13 protein-coding genes are annotated in these 14,720 nt (G+C 61.8%); 8 read left to right on the forward strand and 5 right to left on the reverse strand.

All coding sequences use genetic code 11. The features are described 5' to 3' along the window. Positions 1 to 2: 2 nt before the first annotated feature. Positions 3 to 878 (reverse strand): branched-chain amino acid ABC transporter permease, encoded by an 876-nt coding sequence (locus tag FVE66_RS12490; RefSeq protein ID WP_151447787.1) that lies wholly within the window; start codon positions 876 to 878, stop codon positions 3 to 5. Positions 879 to 980: 102 nt separating this feature from the next. Beyond that, positions 981 to 2,129, reverse strand: a complete 1,149-nt coding sequence (locus FVE66_RS12495; protein ID WP_151447788.1) for an ABC transporter substrate-binding protein — start codon at positions 2,127 to 2,129, stop codon at positions 981 to 983. A 310-nt stretch (positions 2,130 to 2,439) separates the two neighbouring features. On the opposite strand from FVE66_RS12495, the gene FVE66_RS12500 reads away from it, so the two are divergent. From FVE66_RS12500 to FVE66_RS12520, 5 genes are all read left to right on the forward strand, one after another. Beyond that, on the forward strand, positions 2,440 to 2,922 hold the full coding sequence (locus FVE66_RS12500) for a flavin reductase family protein (RefSeq protein WP_151447789.1): 483 nt from the start codon (positions 2,440 to 2,442) through the stop codon (positions 2,920 to 2,922). Between the two features lie 70 nt (positions 2,923 to 2,992). After that, entirely contained in the window at positions 2,993 to 4,195 is a 1,203-nt protein-coding gene (locus tag FVE66_RS12505) for an acyl-CoA dehydrogenase family protein (protein ID WP_151447790.1), read from the forward strand. A gap of 60 nt (positions 4,196 to 4,255) precedes the next feature. Then, positions 4,256 to 4,666: a RidA family protein gene (locus FVE66_RS12510; RefSeq protein ID WP_151447791.1), complete on the forward strand. Its 411-nt coding sequence runs from the start codon at positions 4,256 to 4,258 to the stop codon at positions 4,664 to 4,666. A gap of 23 nt (positions 4,667 to 4,689) precedes the next feature. Beyond that, a complete protein-coding gene (locus FVE66_RS12515) occupies positions 4,690 to 5,379 on the forward strand; it encodes a Crp/Fnr family transcriptional regulator (RefSeq protein ID WP_151447792.1) in 690 nt (229 codons plus the stop codon). Then, positions 5,369 to 6,793 carry an amidase family protein gene (locus tag FVE66_RS12520; protein ID WP_241673198.1) on the forward strand — a complete coding sequence of 475 codons (1,425 nt, stop codon included), beginning with the start codon at positions 5,369 to 5,371 and terminating at the stop codon, positions 6,791 to 6,793. Before FVE66_RS12515 ends, FVE66_RS12520 begins: the two co-directional genes overlap by 11 nt. 20 nt (positions 6,794 to 6,813) lie before the next feature. Here FVE66_RS12520 and FVE66_RS12525 read toward each other — a convergent pair whose 3' ends face one another. From FVE66_RS12525 to FVE66_RS12535, 3 genes are all read right to left on the reverse strand, one after another. Further along, positions 6,814 to 7,770, reverse strand: a complete 957-nt coding sequence (locus FVE66_RS12525; protein ID WP_151447793.1) for an EamA family transporter — start codon at positions 7,768 to 7,770, stop codon at positions 6,814 to 6,816. Positions 7,771 to 7,866: 96 nt separating this feature from the next. Then, on the reverse strand, positions 7,867 to 8,664 hold the full coding sequence (locus FVE66_RS12530) for an enoyl-CoA hydratase-related protein (RefSeq protein ID WP_151447794.1): 798 nt from the start codon (positions 8,662 to 8,664) through the stop codon (positions 7,867 to 7,869). A gap of 154 nt (positions 8,665 to 8,818) precedes the next feature. Beyond that, positions 8,819 to 10,834 carry a CaiB/BaiF CoA transferase family protein gene (locus FVE66_RS12535; RefSeq protein WP_151447795.1) on the reverse strand — a complete coding sequence of 672 codons (2,016 nt, stop codon included), beginning with the start codon at positions 10,832 to 10,834 and terminating at the stop codon, positions 8,819 to 8,821. Positions 10,835 to 10,923: 89 nt separating this feature from the next. Here FVE66_RS12535 and FVE66_RS12540 point away from each other — a divergent pair, with 89 nt between their 5' ends. The 3 genes from FVE66_RS12540 (at position 10,924) to FVE66_RS12550 (ending at position 14,709) form a co-directional block, all read left to right on the forward strand. Further along, a complete protein-coding gene (locus FVE66_RS12540) occupies positions 10,924 to 11,742 on the forward strand; it encodes an alpha/beta fold hydrolase (protein ID WP_151447796.1) in 819 nt (272 codons plus the stop codon). Further along, entirely contained in the window at positions 11,743 to 12,525 is a 783-nt protein-coding gene (locus tag FVE66_RS12545) for an enoyl-CoA hydratase/isomerase family protein (protein WP_151447797.1), read from the forward strand. A gap of 81 nt (positions 12,526 to 12,606) precedes the next feature. Then, positions 12,607 to 14,709, forward strand: coding sequence for an acetate--CoA ligase family protein (locus FVE66_RS12550; protein ID WP_151447798.1), 2,103 nt, complete (start codon positions 12,607 to 12,609; stop codon positions 14,707 to 14,709). The last annotated feature ends 11 nt before the right edge of the window (positions 14,710 to 14,720 follow it).

Consider the following 14,720-nt stretch of genomic DNA (forward strand, 5'->3'; position numbering starts at 1 on the left):
GCTCACACCCGATCCGTGACGCGGGCGCCGAACAGGCCGCGCGGCATGAAGAAAAGTATCAACAGGATCAGCACGAAGGCAATCGCGTCCTTGTAGGAAGAGGACAGGTAGCCGGCGCCGAACGCTTCAAGCACCCCGAGTACCAGACCGCCGACCACCGCGCCCAAGCCATTTCCCAGCCCGCCGAGAACTGCTGCGACGAAGCCTTTGAGGCCGAGCATGATGCCGACGTCGAACGAGGTCAGCGTGATCGGCGTGATCAGGATCCCGCCCAGCGCTCCAATGCCCGCCGACATGGCGAAGCTCATGAACAGCACCCAGCTGGTGTTGATTCCCACCAGTTCGGCGGCAAGCCGGTTGACCGAAGTGGCAAGCATTGCCTTGCCGGCGAGCGTGCGGTTGAAGAAGAACCACAGCCCGGCCACAACCAGCGCGGATACGCCCAGTACCCACAAGCTTTGCGGCATCAGCGTGGCGCCGAACACCTGGATCGGCGCATCGCCCGAAAAAGCCGGAAGGCTGTGCGAGCCCTTTCCCAGCCAGACCTGTATACCGCCGCGAATCACCAGCGAAGCACCGATGGTGACGATGATCAGGGTGACCGGCTCGGCCCCCTTGATCGGATCGATTGTCAGCTTTTCCATCAGCAGGCCGACCAGCGCGGGAATCACGACCGCCAGCAGCAGCGCCGCCGGTAGCGGCAGGCCGGCTTGCGCGAAGTACACCGCAAGCATGCCGCCCAGCATGATGAACTCGCCCTGGGCGAAATTGATCACATTGCTCGCGTTGTAAATGATGGTGAAACCGAGCGCGGCCAATGCATAGGTCGCGCCGACGGTCAGGCCGGAAAACAGGTACTGCAGGAACTGGGCAAGCATCGTTCGGTCGATCTCAGGGAATTGAAGGTCGGACAATCATGCACGCGCCGGACCGCTTCATGTGGTCCGGCGCGTGCATGAGAAGCACGAGTGCGCGGGTACTTATTTCGCTTCGGTCCAGACGCCTTTGCGCGCTTCGAGCATGCGCAGTGACCACATGTCGAGCCCCATGTGATCGGTTGCGCTCATGTTGACCTCGCCGCCGGTGCCAATGAACTTCCTGGTCCCTTCGATCTGGTCGCGCACCTTGGCCTTGTCGGTCGTGCCGGCACGCTTGATCGCTTCAATCACGATGAAGAAATTGTCGTAGGCCTGGCCGCCGAACATGGACACGCTTTCCTTCCAGCGCTCGGTATAGGCCTTCGAATAGGCGCTCACCACCGCCTTTTGCGGATCGCTGGCCGGCAGCGAGGCGCCGATCATCAGCGCCGGCGCCAGCGCGCGCACGCCTTCGGATGCCGGACCCGCCAGCTTGAGGAATTCATCCGAGCCTACGCCATGCGCGTGGTACACCGGCAGGTTGATGCCGAGCTGTTTGATGTTCTTGGTCACGATTGCCGGACCCTGGCCGAAGCCGAACACGAAGATCGCCTGTACGCCCGGCGTGTTGCGGATCTTGGTCAGCTGCGGGCTCATGTCGGTGTCCTTGGGACCGTAGGTCTCGTTTGCAGCCAGCGTGATGCCGTATTTGGCCACAACCGATTCGGTCTGCGTTTTGCCCGACTGTCCGAAGCCTGCGGTGTCGGACAGCAGTGCAATACGGGTCAGGCCGCGCTTCTTGAGGTCTGCCAGCACGCGTTCGGCGGCAATGCGGTCAGTGGTCGATGCCTTGAACACCCACTTCTTGACCGGCTCGACCACAACCACTGCGCCGGCCAGGGACATGAAGGGAATACCCGCCTTCTCGACCAGGGGGGCCATCGACATGGTCGAACCGGTGGTCGATCCGCCGACGATGAAATCGACCTTGTCGTCGTCAATCAGGCGTTTGACGAAGGAATTTGCCTTGTTGGCATCGGTGCCGTCGTCGTAGTGCACCAGTTGCAGTGGACGACCGAGAACGCCGCCCTTCTTGTTGAGCTCTTCCACATACATCTGAAGCGTCTTCAGTTCAGGGTCGCCGAGGAAGGCGGCCGGACCGGTCACGGACAGCACCGAGCCGACCTTGATCGGATCGGCGGCCAGGCCAGAACTGGCAACACCAATGGTCAGCGCGACGCCGACTAACGCTTTCTTCAGCAAACCTTGCATGTGCATACTCCCTGATTGAATGTCTCTTTGATTTTCGCTTCGAACGCAAGGCCATTGCCGAGCAAAAGCCGTGCCCTGTTCATGCCATGTCGCCGCGGTGACGGTGTCGTGACAACGGTATGACGAATTTAGGGATGCGCTCGGGACATGTCTGTATAAGCTTATACAAAATCGGCCCTCCTCCATTAATTTAGGCGTTGCGACCTCCGCAGTTGACGACTGATCGCATCCGGTATCAATCGATACAGACATCCCGCCCCGGGGTGCCCTAGAGTTGACGCAAATCCGGAACATCAATCTTGGAGGCGTCATGTCAACCCCGCAACAACGATTTCGCACCCTCATGGGGCGCTTCGTCACGGGCGTCACGGTGATCGCGGCGCAGGCCGAAGACGGTGTGGCGGCAATGACTGCCAATGCGGTTACTGCGGTGAGCCTGGACCCGCTGTTGCTGCTGGTGTGCGTGCGCAACGAGAGCCGGATGCTGCCGCTGTTGCTCGGGCAAGGCGGGTTTTCCGTCAACGTGCTGGCGGCCGGACAGGACAGCATTTCCCGCTACTACGGCGGCCGGCCGCAATGCGAGTGTCCAGCGACCTGGATGCCGAGCCAGTCCGGGGCGCCGACGCTGGCCGGCGCAAATGCATCCTTCATCTGCCGGATCGAATCGTCACACCGCGTCGGCGATCACACCGTGGTCTATGGCGCGGTAGTTGAAATGGTGGCCGCCGACCCGGTTGCCCCCGCCCTGGTCTACGCCGCTGGCAAATACAGCGACCTGCCATTGGCCGCCTGAGCCCGCACTGGACAGCACACCTTTACCCTGAACCCGATCGACGACTTGAAACGAAGACAGCAAGGAATCAATGAACCAAGCATCCGCCCCGGTCATCCCCAGCGCCGATGACCTCATCGCCTCCGCCCGTGAGCTCATTCCGCTTCTGAAAGAGCTGGGCTCGCGCCACGACACCGACAAGCGCATTTCCGACGAGGTCGCGCGTCGCTTGCGCGAGGCAGGTTTCTTCCGTATTTGCCAGTCGGTAGAAAATGGCGGCTACGGCATGCGTCCATCGGTACTATGGCGCGTGACTCGCGAGATTGCCCGCGGCGACAGCGCCACCGCCTGGATACTCAGCCTGGCGGGCCTGCACCCGTGGCTGGCCGGTATGTTTCCCGCACGTGCGCAAGATGACGTGTTTGCCGGTGGCCGCGATGCGGTCGTGATCGCACTGACCGGGAATGTCGGGCGCGGTGTTGAAGCCACGCTCGAAGGCGACCACTACTGCCTGAACGGCAAGTGGACCTACGCCTCGGGCATCGATGTCGCCGACTGGGCCGCGACGCTGGTCGACGTGCCGACCGCAGACGGCGCGCGCGAACTGCGGCTGCTGCTGGTGCCGAAATCCAGTTTCAGGATCGACCATGACAGCTGGAACGTGTTCGGGATGCAAGGCACCGGCAGCAAGGATGTCTACCTGACGAATGAGCGCGTGCCGGCATATCGCAGCCTGAATTGGCTGGACTTGCAGCGCGGCGTGGTGCCGGGCGCCGAGCGCAACCAGGGGCCCATGTACCGGATTCCCCATACCAGCCTGTTCGTGATGTCGGTTTCTGCCGCGATCGTGGCGGTGGCGTCGGGCATGCTCGACATCTACGTCGACACCATGCGCAAGCGGATCCCGGCCGGACTCAATGCGCCGCAGACCGAAGACCGCTTCTCGCTCGCCGAACTGGGCAAGGCCGCCAGCCGCATCGACATGGCATTCAACTTGCTCATGCATGATGTCGACGAGATGTGGGACCAGGCCGAGGCCCGCCGCGGCTTCACGATCGAGCAACGCACGCTGTATCGCACCAACGGCACCACCATTTGCGATACCGCACTGGAAGCCGCCGGTGACCTGGTCCGCAATCTTGGCGGCAGCCTGCTGCCGCGCGGGCCGGTCGAGCGTTACTTTCGCGACTTGCACAGCATGGCATCGCACTTCCTGATGCAGGCCAATCCAGCAGCCGAGTTGCTCGGTCGGGCCTTGCTCGGCCAGCCACTGCCGCCGAATGCCCGCGTCTAGCTTTTTCTTATATCCTTAACCCGTCCACCCCAAGCAAGCAACATTACAAGGAATCAAAACATGAGCCGTATCGAGCGCCTGCGTCTGCCCGAAGATGACCCCACTTTCGGTGGCAACAAGGTCTTTGACCTGTTCAAGTACTCGCCTGCCGTCAAGGCCAACGGCCTGGTATTCATCGCCGGGCAGGTAGGCATCCTTCCGGATGGCACCATCCCCGACAGCGCAGAGGAGCAGATCCGTGCCGCATTTACCCGTCTCGGCGCGATTCTCAAGCATGAAGGCCTGGGTTTCGAAGACCTGGTGGAACTGGTTTCCTACCACGTCGGCGTCGGCGAGCAGCTGACCACGTTCCGCGAGGTCAAGGATGAGTTCATCACCAGCGACTTCCCGGCTTGGACCATCCTCGGCGTGCCATCGCTTGCACGTCCCAACATGGTCATCGAAATCAAGGCTGTCGCCGCGGCCAGGTAGACCGGCCTCATCTCTCATCTGCCATGGCCCACGACGCTCTGCCGAAATCCCGTTCCACCGAGACCTGGCGTCTCGACGACAGCGTCGTCGGGCCATTGATCCGGGCCGCGCACCTTGGGGTACGCGGCTCCTATCGCAAAGGCGAATTCCTGTATCACCAGGGGCAGCCCGACACGCATTTCTATTTCATGCTGAATGGCCGGGTCCGGATCTCCGTGTTCCAGGAGGACGGCTCGGAGTTCGTGCTGGAGGTGATGGGGCAATGGGCAGTGTGCGGCGAAGGCGCCGCATTTGACGGCAGCCCGCGTTTTTCATCTGCAGTGGCGCTGGAAAACACCGAAGTGCTCGCCTTTGACGCAACCGACATGACGGAAGCTTTTCGCGAGTATCCCGAACTCGCGGTGGCGCTGCTGCGCATCACTGCGATGAAACAACGGGTGCTTGGCATCCGTGCCCAGTGCCTGGCCTCGCCCAAGCCGGAGAAGCGGATCGCGGAGCTTCTCAGCCGCTTGGCCGACCTCTACGGCATCAGCAATGGCGGCGCCACGGTGATCGGCGTCTCGCTGACCCATGAGCAGATCGCGGCCATGACAGGAACCTCCCGCGTCACGGTGACCCGTACCCTCAAGCGATTGCGTGATGACGCCATCATCGAGATGAAGGGCAAGCAGTTGCACATACTTGCCCCGGCGCGCCTCATGCATGAAATCTGAACGACCCGAACCCATGGGCGCCATGATCCACCAGCAATCCTTCGCTGCCCTGCGGCGGCAATATGAACGCGGCGAATTGTCGCCGGTGGAGGTGGCCGCCTCGGCGCTGGCGCATGCCGAGCGCATTGCCGGGCCGACCAACGCTTTCGCGCTGCTTGATGCCGAGCGCGCGATGGCCGCAGCCAGGCTCGCCGAACAGCGCTGGCATGAAGGCCGTGCGCTGGGCGCGCTCGATGGCATGCCGTTTACGGTCAAGGAGTTTGCGGCAGTCGGGGGATGGCCGACGCGGCGCGGCTCGCTGGTGACACCTGCCGATCCGGCATTGAAGAGCACGGTGTTCGTTGCGAGACTGGAAGCTGCCGGCGCCGTCCTGCTCGGCAAGACACGGGCGCCGGAATTCAACTGGAAGGGCGTGACCGATAGTCCCGGCTACGGCATTACCCGTAACCCCTGGAACCTCGCCCTTACGCCGGGCGGCAGCAGTGGCGGCTGTGCTGCGGCCGTCGCCGCCGGTGTGGTGCGCGTCTCCTTCGGCAGTGATGCCGGCGGTTCGGTGCGCATTCCGGCGGCATTTACTGGCATCCTTGGACTCAAGCCCACCTTCGGCCTGATCCCGCTGGTGCCGCTTCCCAGCCATTTTTCCGCAACTGCCCATGTCGGCCCGCTCGCCGTGGATAGTGGGGACATGATGGAAGCGATGGATATCGTCGCCGGCCCGACCGCGGCGGACTGGACCTCCGGCGGCGAGAGCACCGAAGCGCGGGCTGAATCGATGCGGCCCATCGAGAGCTTGCGTGTCGGCATTCTCGATGCATCATCCTGGCGCGACGAGTCGATTCCTGCGGTCGGCTCGGCGATGGACGCAGTAATGGCGGCCATGAGTTCCAGCGGCATGCAGCAGCGTGAAATGGCCTTCGACATCCATGGCGCTTCCGATGTCGGACGTCGTCTCTACCAGATCGCCTGCGCGCAAACCGTTCGCGGCATCGATCCCGGCCTTCACCCGCAACTTGACCCGGGATTGGTCGACTGCGCCAGGGCCGCCAGCCAGATTGACCTGCAGGATTATTTCAGTTTGATGCAACAGCGCGATGCCCATGCAGCAGCACTGGCGACGCTGTTCGAGACGGTTGATGTATTGATGTTACCGACCTTGCCGATCACTGCCTTTGGGGCCGGCCGGAATGTGCCTGAGGGATGGGGCGATCCGGACTGGTTCTCATGGAATCCATATACGCCGGCCTTCAACGCACTGCATGCGCCTGCGCTGACTTATCCGGTCTGGACTGCGGGAGCGGAGTTGCCGGTCGGCATCCAGTTGGTTACCCGGAAATACCATGACCGCAGGCTCATGCGCATTGCCGCATGGCTGCAGGAGCGGTTTCCGGTGCGGATGTCGCCGTTGGCCGGATAAGATCAACCGGGTACGATTTACTAGCGCGCGATCGGCGCTGCATCTGCGGAGAGACATGCGCAGACAGCCCCGGCGATCACAAGCAGCATTGCAACGCGTTCCCGCATTGGCGTTTCCTCGTTCAGGATGCGACGGGAGACGAAGTAGCTGAACACGACTTCAACCATTCCAAGCAATCGCACGTCCGCCGCGGGCCTGAGCACATAGCCAAAGAACCAGCACAAGGATGCGAATGCCCCAGCGGAGCCGGTGGCCAACGCCAGTTGGCGAGAGGCGAAGACCGCCCGCAATGCAGCAGGCGAACGAACTGCCATCCAGCCCCCCATGGTGACGGACTGCACCAGTTGAGCGAGCAAGACGCTCCAGCATGCGGTAGCCAGGGGAGATACGCCTGAATCAAGCAACTCAAGCCCTGCAATCCGGTAGCCGACAGCGGCGATTGCATAACAAGCCCCTGTCCCCAAGCCGAAAGCGGCCGTGATGGCCGCAGATTGTCGTGCCTGCAGGCCTGCCATCGTCGTCGCTTTGGCGCGCGCTGACAGTAACAGCACGCCCAGCAGCGCCAGCATGATGCCGATTGCGCTCAAGCGCCCTGGCATCTCGCTCAGGAATAGCGTCGAAAACACTGCGATTTGCAGGATTTCTGTCTTCGAGTAGGTTACGGCGACGACGAAATTTCCGCGCATCATGCCTGCAGTAAGGAGAGCACTTCCCCCGGCGTGACCAAGCGCCGCCACCAGCAACCAGGCGGCGTATTTCAGGCTGAAAACATTTGCTGTCGTGACTGCCGCAGATCCGAACTGGATGGCAATGACTGCAGCAAGTGCAAACGGCATGCCGTACAGGAAACGCGCCAGTGAGGCGCCGACAGGCCCGGCCTGGTCGGCCAGTGAGCGCTGTGCGGTGTTGCGTATGGTCTGCATCAATGCCGCAAGCAGCACCACCGGAATCCAGAGCCATGTGGGTAGTTCGTTCATCCGGTCCTGATTACATCCCCGCAAGAAATCTTGAGCGAGGCCGATCGAGCGGCATTTCGGCAAGCGCTGCGATCAGTCCTCATCCGCGCTCGGGCTTCAGCCGCGATTGACGCGAAATTTCCGGAAATCCGGCTTGCGCTTCTCGATGAAGGCGGTGACGCCTTCCATGTTTTCGGTGTTGCCGTAGATCGATGCAAGGAGCTCGGCGGTCGGGAAGTAAGAGCTGTAGAACTCCTGGTCCGATCCGGCATTGAGTGCAAGCTTGGCGATGCGCACGCTCTGCGGACTCTTGTCCAATATGTCCTGGCACAGCGCGGCCACCGTGGCATCCAGGTCTTCAGCTTTGACCACCTCGTTGATCAGGCCCATGTCCAATGCCTGTTGCGCTGTGTACTGGCGGCAGGTGAAGAGCATTTCGCGCGCCTTGCGTTCACCCACGTAGCGGGCGAGCAACTGGCATGCTCCCCAGATCGGGACACTGCCTACGCGCGGGCCAGTTTGTCCGAATTTCGCGTCCTCGCTGGCAATCGTCATGTCGCAGAAGATATTGATTTCATTGCCGCTGCCGACGCAGAAACCGCGGACCTTCGCGATGATGGGCTTGTCCATCATGCGCATTACCGATGACAGGGCAAACAGCCGGCGCATATGGCGACGGCCGACCTCCGGAACGCGGACTTGCTGATCCTTGATGTCGCCGCCGGAACAGAAAGCCTTGTCGCCGGCTCCGGTCAGGACAACCACGCCGACCGTCGAATCGTCGGCGGCCATTTGCATCGCCTTGGTGAGTTCGTCGTAGGTGCGCGGCCGCACGGCGTTCCGCACTTCCGGGCGGTTGATGACGATGGTTGCGATGCCGTCTTCGGCGCTATAGAGGATGTCTTGAAATGTCATATGTCTCTCCTGGTGCCGCAAGTCCCGGCTTCCGGGACGATTGGTTTCATTTGATGGATCAGGTTCCGATTAATGGAATCTGGAAGTGTAGTGTTTTCGGGCCAGGAATGTCCAGCGCAGATATGCATTCGCGGTATCCGGCCCCGCCCTGCATCTAGCCTTCTCTATCCTGGGCTCTCCATGCAATCGCCTTGCGCGCCGGAGGACCTATCAGGGTTCCGACCACGGCCGGCGTTCTTGAAAGCCGCATGGGGGATCCGAATATTTCCCAGCGCCGGCCTTCCGTGTCCTGGCGTTGCATGACCAGTTGGCGCGCCGTCGTTTGCGGGTGCGAGAATACTTCCGCGATGCTGAGGGGTTTCGTCTTGTTGTCCTCGGCGCTCGGGGAGCCGTTCCAGACGCTTTGCGTGATCCATGCGCCCACGTCCTGCATCGAGATGTCGATGGAACAGCCACGGCCAGTGCGTTCGCGCAAGGCGAGTGCCGCAATGATTGCGGTCAGGCCAATTTCGCCGCCGCCGATGTCGGCAGTGGAAATGCCCGTCTTAAGGGGCATGCCGTTGAAGCGGGTAGCATCCATCATTCCCGACATCGCCTGCACGACGGTATCGACCGCGGGGCGTCCCTTGTAGACGGAGTGGATGCCGAATCCGGAGATCGCGCAATAGATGAGCCTCGGGTTCAGCGCATCGAGCCGCTGCTGATCGAAACCCAGGCGGGCGAGTGCGCCCGGCTTCATGTTCTCGACCAGCACGTCGGCGTCGGCAAGGAGGGTCGCGAGTTGCTGTGCGCCTTCGGGACTGCCAAGGTCCAGTGCGAGACTGCGTTTTTCGCCATTGCTGAGCACGAAGAAATGGCTGACGCCGTCCTGCGCGGGCGGCCATGCGCGCGCGCTTTCGCCTTCAAGAGGCTCAACTTTGATGACGTCGGCACCGAAGCTGGCGAGATGCTTGGCAGCTAGCGGCGCAGTCGTCAGCTGGCCTATTTCGACGACCCGCAAACCTGCAAAAGGTGCAGGTAGCGCAGCCTGCTGCCGAACACTGGCTGCTCGAGTGGCTGCCGATGTCGTGGTAATGTCCAATTCACTTCGGGCACTGTCGGGCTGCGGAATCTTTATCTCTGAAGGGGCTTCCCCATCAAACCTGATCAGGGCGTTCGGCACCCGCGCCAGTTTGCCTTGATCGGCAGCTGCCACCCGTGCGATCGTGGCCCGGAACACGAGGTTGGGCTCGTCGTGGAGCGAGTCCAGTGGCACGATGCTGCCGCAAGGTACGCCCTGCCCGTTCAACATGTCCATGACTGCCGCCAGCTTGAGGCCTTTGGTCCATGCAGTGACACAGGCATCGACCTCGGCTCTGTGCTCGACCCGCGACCTCAATGACTCGTAGCGGCTGTTGCGCGCCAGATCGGGAGAGATCAATCCGGAAATCTTGCGCCACTGGATGTCGTTCGTTGAGCAGATCAGGACCCAACCGTCCGCTGTGGGATATGCATTCCACGGCACGGCCATGCCATGTCCGTTGCCCAGGCGACGCGGCGCGACGCCGGCGCAGTGGGCTGGCAAGAATGTGGTGAGCGCATTCACGCCCACATCGAAAAGTGCGATTTCAATGTGCTGGCCGACCTTGTCTCGTCTCAGCACGTGCAGGGCTATACCGACAGCCGCAGCGGCATACATGCCAGCCTGCATTTCGATCACCGGCGCGCCCACTGCAACGGCAGGCCCATGCTCCGGCCCGGTCGTTTCCATGACGCCGGTCAGTGCCTGCACCTCCGCCTCTTCGGCATATCTACCGGCGAGGGGACCACTCGTGCCGAAGGCCGTGATGTCACATATGACAGGCCGGGCAGCAATCGCGTCACGCAATCGATTGCAAAGTGCTTCATCGGCGTCCGAGCTCAGCAGCACGACATCGCTGGCTTCAATTGAGCGGAGAAGCGCATCTTCGTCGGCAGGATTCCCTGCCTCGAACAGCAGGCTTTGCTTGCCGGCCACTGCGGTCACCCTGTCAACCCACTTCCCGGCTCGCCGCAGCGCATCCCCACGGCCACGACTTTCGACGACGCAGACCAAAGCCCCCAGGTCGGCAAGCAATCGCCCGCAGGCGCCTGTGGCTATGCGAGAGCCCAGCTCGACAACACGCACGCCTGCGTATGGCAATTCAGACACATTGACCTCCTCACGGACAAGATTTTATATTCCATTGCATAGAATCGGTTTCATTGAGTAGAATACCAGACATTAACTTGGTGCAGAAAATGGATCCACAACTTTTCGGGCCGCTTCACTATGTGTCCGGCCTCGCATTCAGGGTGACCGGTGCCGGACCGATGCTCTTGTTGATACACGGGGGCTCGGGGTCCAGGACGCACTGGACGCGCAACGTGGACGCGCTTGCCAGTCGCTTCCGCGTCGTCACCATGGATCTTCCAGGATTTGGAGAGTCTGCCACGCCTGCAGCCGACATGACGCTGGACAGTTACCTGGATTGGGTTGCCGATGCGATCCAGCGCTTCACGAATGGCGAGCCCTTTGACATGGCGGGATTCAGTTTTGGTGGCGCCGTCACGGGCGCGGTCAGCGCCCTGCTCGCCCAGCGCGGTTGCCCCCCGGCCAGGCTGTCACTGGTCAGTCCGGCTGGCTTCGGCAAGCCTGAGGGACGCACGATCAAACTCGAGAAGGCTGACAGGGGGCCCTGCCAGGATGAACAGCAGCGCCGCGAGGTTACGGCGCGTAACCTGGGGCGGTGGATGCTGGCGCGGGAGCCGCTGCCTGAAGATGAGGCGGTCGACATCCATTTGCACAACATCGCCCATACCCGCTTCGACAGCCGGCGAGTCAGCCATCGCGAGACATTGCTTGCCGACTTGCAGGAATCAGGATCGAGCCTGCAATTCCTGCTTGGGGCGGCTGACCCGTTGATCTGGCCTTCCCCCCAGGAGCGCAAGGCAGTCATCAATGCGGCTTTTCCGAGCGCCCGCGTACAGATTGTGGACGGCGCCGGACACTGGTTGCAGTACGAGGCGAGCGCCACCATCAATCACGCTTTACTGAACTTTCATTCACAGGAGCACTGAATGCCATACGAAACAATCCAGACGCGCACTGAAGGCGCCGCGTTCATCATCCAGCTGAACCGCCCTGAAAAGCGCAACGCCATCAGCGAGCAGCTGATGGACGAAGTCATGCAGGCTTGCGATGAGGCGGCTGCGCGCAAGGATGTTGCTGCCGTCGTCATTACCGGCAACGACAGTTACTTCTCCGCCGGCGCCGACCTGAACGAGGCATTCCAGGTCAGTTCCGCGCAGGAAGGCCGCCGCTATTTCAGCCACTGGCACAAACTGAACGACGCACTCGAGCAATGCACCAAACCGGTCATCGCAGCCATAGAGGGTTTCTGCATGACCGGAGGCCTGGAACTGGCGTTGGCCGCCGATCTGCGCGTTGCCGGCGAAGGCGCCACATTTGCCATCACCAGTTCGCGCATCGGCACTGTCGCGGGTGCCGGCGGCACCCAGCGCCTGCCACGCGTCGTTGGTATTCCGAACGCATTGGAGATGCTTTTTGCGGCAGAGCCGATTGACTGCAAGGAAGCCTTGCGCATCGGCCTGATCAACCGCCTCACGCCCACCGGTTCCGCGGTCGCTGAAGCGGTGCGCATGGCCAATCACTATGCCACCCGCGCGCCGCTGTCATTGGCCTTTGTGAAGCGCGCCGTGCACCGCGGCATGCAGATGGACCTGACATCGGCGATCGAGTTCGAAACGATGCTCGTCACGACCGTCTACGGCACGTCGGACAAGAAGGAAGGTATCTCCGCTTTCCTTGAAAAGCGCCAGGCGAAATTCACGGGCGAATGACCTGCCATTGCGTCCAGCACTAGCCGCTGGGCGCTTGGCGGCAACCGACAACAATCAGAGCGATATGGCTCCACTGATGATATGACTTCACTGACACGTGCAATCTTCCGCCCCCGCAGCATTGCCCTGATCGGCGCTTCGGCGGATCCGACGAAGCACTCCGCATTGCCGCAAAAATTCCTGGCGCAACACGGGTATCCAGGCGAGCTGTTTCCAATCAATCCTCGGCGAGCGGAAGTGCAAGGGCTGCGAGCTTATCCTGCCGTGGTCGATGTTCCCGTGCAGGTGGATCATGCGTTCATCATGCTGCCGACTGAATTCGTACTGGCGGCCGTGCAGGACTGCGTGAAGGCTGGCGTCGGTTGCATCACGATCATGTCCAACGGTTTTGGCGAAGCTGGAGCCGAAGGCGAAGCGCGGCAGGCGGAACTGATGCAGATCCTTGCCGGCTCGAACAGCCGCCTTCTGGGGCCCAATGCCCTGGGCGTGGTTGACCTGCACGCAAATGTTGCCTTGTCGGCCAACGAGGTGCTGGCCTTGCCAGACCTTCCCAAGGGCGACATAGGATTGATTTCCCAGAGCGGAAGCATGATGGGGGCGATCCTGTCCCGCGGCGCAGCGCGCGGCATCGGCTTCTCCAAGCTGGTATCGGTCGGCAACGAAGCCGACATTTCGGTGGCGGAGCTGGTGCAGATGATGGTGGATGATTCCGAGACGGCCGTTATCCAGCTATTCGTCGAGACCATCCGTAACCACGAAGAGCTGCGCCGCGTCGCAATGAACGCGCATCGCGCCAGCAAGCCGATACTTGCCTATCGCCTGGGACGGTCGGCCGTCGGGCAGCAGCTCGCCGTGTCGCATACCGGCGCACTTGCCGGAAGCGGGCGGGCAACGGAGGCCTTCCTGAAGGACATCGGCGTTGCAGAGATCCGCAATTTCGACGCCTTCCTTGATGCGCCCGCATTGTTCCGCCGTTCACGCCCGACGGGTTCTCGCATTGGCGCCATGTCGACAACCGGTGGCGGCGGCGCGCTCATCGTCGACAACCTGGGCGAGCGCGATATCGTCGTCACTTCCCCTCCGGCGGCCGTACGCGAACGTCTCGCGGCACGTGGAATTACTATTGGTGACGCGCCACTGGTTGATCTGACATTGGCAGGAACGAACGCCGTGACCTATGGCGCCGTGCTGGAAGAGTTCCTGGCATCCGAGGAAGTCGATGCGGTCGTTGCCGTAGTCGGTTCGTCCTCGCAATTCCGCCCGGAGCGGGCGGTTGCGCCCATTGTTGCAAGCACCTCCACAAAGCCGGTTGCCGTCTTCCTCACACCCAACGCCCTGCGCTCCCAGGAGCTGCTGCGCGCGGCCGGCATCCCGGTGTTTACGCAACCCGAAGCATGTGCCGACGCGCTCAGGGCCTGGACCGAGTGGCGTGCGCCGCGGGTTCTGGCGCAGGTACGTCGTGACGACGTCATTGCGCTGTTGCAGCAGCATCGCCCCAGCGATCGCTCCGGCATCACGCTCAATGCAACCCAGTCACAAGCCATCTTCAAGGGCCTCGGGATCGAACAGGCGCATGAATGGCTGTTAGGTCCGCAGCCTGATTCATGGCTGCCGGATGATGTTGCTTCCATTCGTTATCCCTGTGTGTTGAAAATCGCTTCTGCCGACGTGCCACACAAGACCGAGGTCGGTGGCGTGCGGCTGGGCATTGGCAGTGCCAGTGAGCTCAGGGCGGCGGCGGGCGAGATGCTGGTGAAGGTGAAAACAGCGTTGCCGAATGCGCGCATCGAGGGCTTCCAGGTACAGGAGACAATTGTCGGACTTGCAGAAGTCCTGGTCGGGGTATCCCGCGATCCTGCCGCAGGGCCAATGATTTCCGTTGGCATGGGCGGGGTGCTTGCCGAGCTTTACCAGGACGTGAGCCTGCGTCCTGCGCCAGTGACGCAAGACGAAGCGCATGCCATGATTTCCGAGGTCAAGGCGTTCAAGCAATTGACTGGCTATCGGAACCTTCCGAAGGGAGATATCAATGCACTGGCAAAAGCGATTTCCCTGGTGTCCACGTTAATGTGCGTCGATGGGCCGAATGTGGCGGAAGCAGAGATCAATCCGCTGGTGGTTCTCCGTGACGGGCAAGGTGTCCGCGCCCTTGATGGCCTGGTCATCCTCGAAGGCGGGCAGTGAAGGACGCAATG

The organism is Lacisediminimonas profundi (assembly GCF_008831265.1).
GTDB lineage: Bacteria > Pseudomonadota > Gammaproteobacteria > Burkholderiales > Burkholderiaceae_D > Lacisediminimonas > Lacisediminimonas profundi.

What these genes read in the sequence shown, in the direction of transcription:
- FVE66_RS12530 (WP_151447794.1), bottom strand. Translation starts at nt 8,664, where the DNA reads ATGACATTTCAAGACATCCTCTATAGCGCCGAAGACGGCATCGCAACC.
- FVE66_RS12490 (WP_151447787.1), bottom strand. Translation starts at nt 878, where the DNA reads ATGCTTGCCCAGTTCCTGCAGTACCTGTTTTCCGGCCTGACCGTCGGC.
- FVE66_RS12545 (WP_151447797.1), top strand. Translation starts at nt 11,743, where the DNA reads ATGCCATACGAAACAATCCAGACGCGCACTGAAGGCGCCGCGTTCATC.
- FVE66_RS12500 (WP_151447789.1), top strand. Translation starts at nt 2,440, where the DNA reads ATGTCAACCCCGCAACAACGATTTCGCACCCTCATGGGGCGCTTCGTC.
- FVE66_RS12525 (WP_151447793.1), bottom strand. Translation starts at nt 7,770, where the DNA reads ATGAACGAACTACCCACATGGCTCTGGATTCCGGTGGTGCTGCTTGCG.
- FVE66_RS12505 (WP_151447790.1), top strand. Translation starts at nt 2,993, where the DNA reads ATGAACCAAGCATCCGCCCCGGTCATCCCCAGCGCCGATGACCTCATC.
- FVE66_RS12510 (WP_151447791.1), top strand. Translation starts at nt 4,256, where the DNA reads ATGAGCCGTATCGAGCGCCTGCGTCTGCCCGAAGATGACCCCACTTTC.
- FVE66_RS12540 (WP_151447796.1), top strand. Translation starts at nt 10,924, where the DNA reads ATGGATCCACAACTTTTCGGGCCGCTTCACTATGTGTCCGGCCTCGCA.
- FVE66_RS12495 (WP_151447788.1), bottom strand. Translation starts at nt 2,129, where the DNA reads ATGCAAGGTTTGCTGAAGAAAGCGTTAGTCGGCGTCGCGCTGACCATT.
- FVE66_RS12515 (WP_151447792.1), top strand. Translation starts at nt 4,690, where the DNA reads ATGGCCCACGACGCTCTGCCGAAATCCCGTTCCACCGAGACCTGGCGT.
- FVE66_RS12550 (WP_151447798.1), top strand. Translation starts at nt 12,607, where the DNA reads ATGACTTCACTGACACGTGCAATCTTCCGCCCCCGCAGCATTGCCCTG.
- FVE66_RS12520 (WP_241673198.1), top strand. Translation starts at nt 5,369, where the DNA reads ATGAAATCTGAACGACCCGAACCCATGGGCGCCATGATCCACCAGCAA.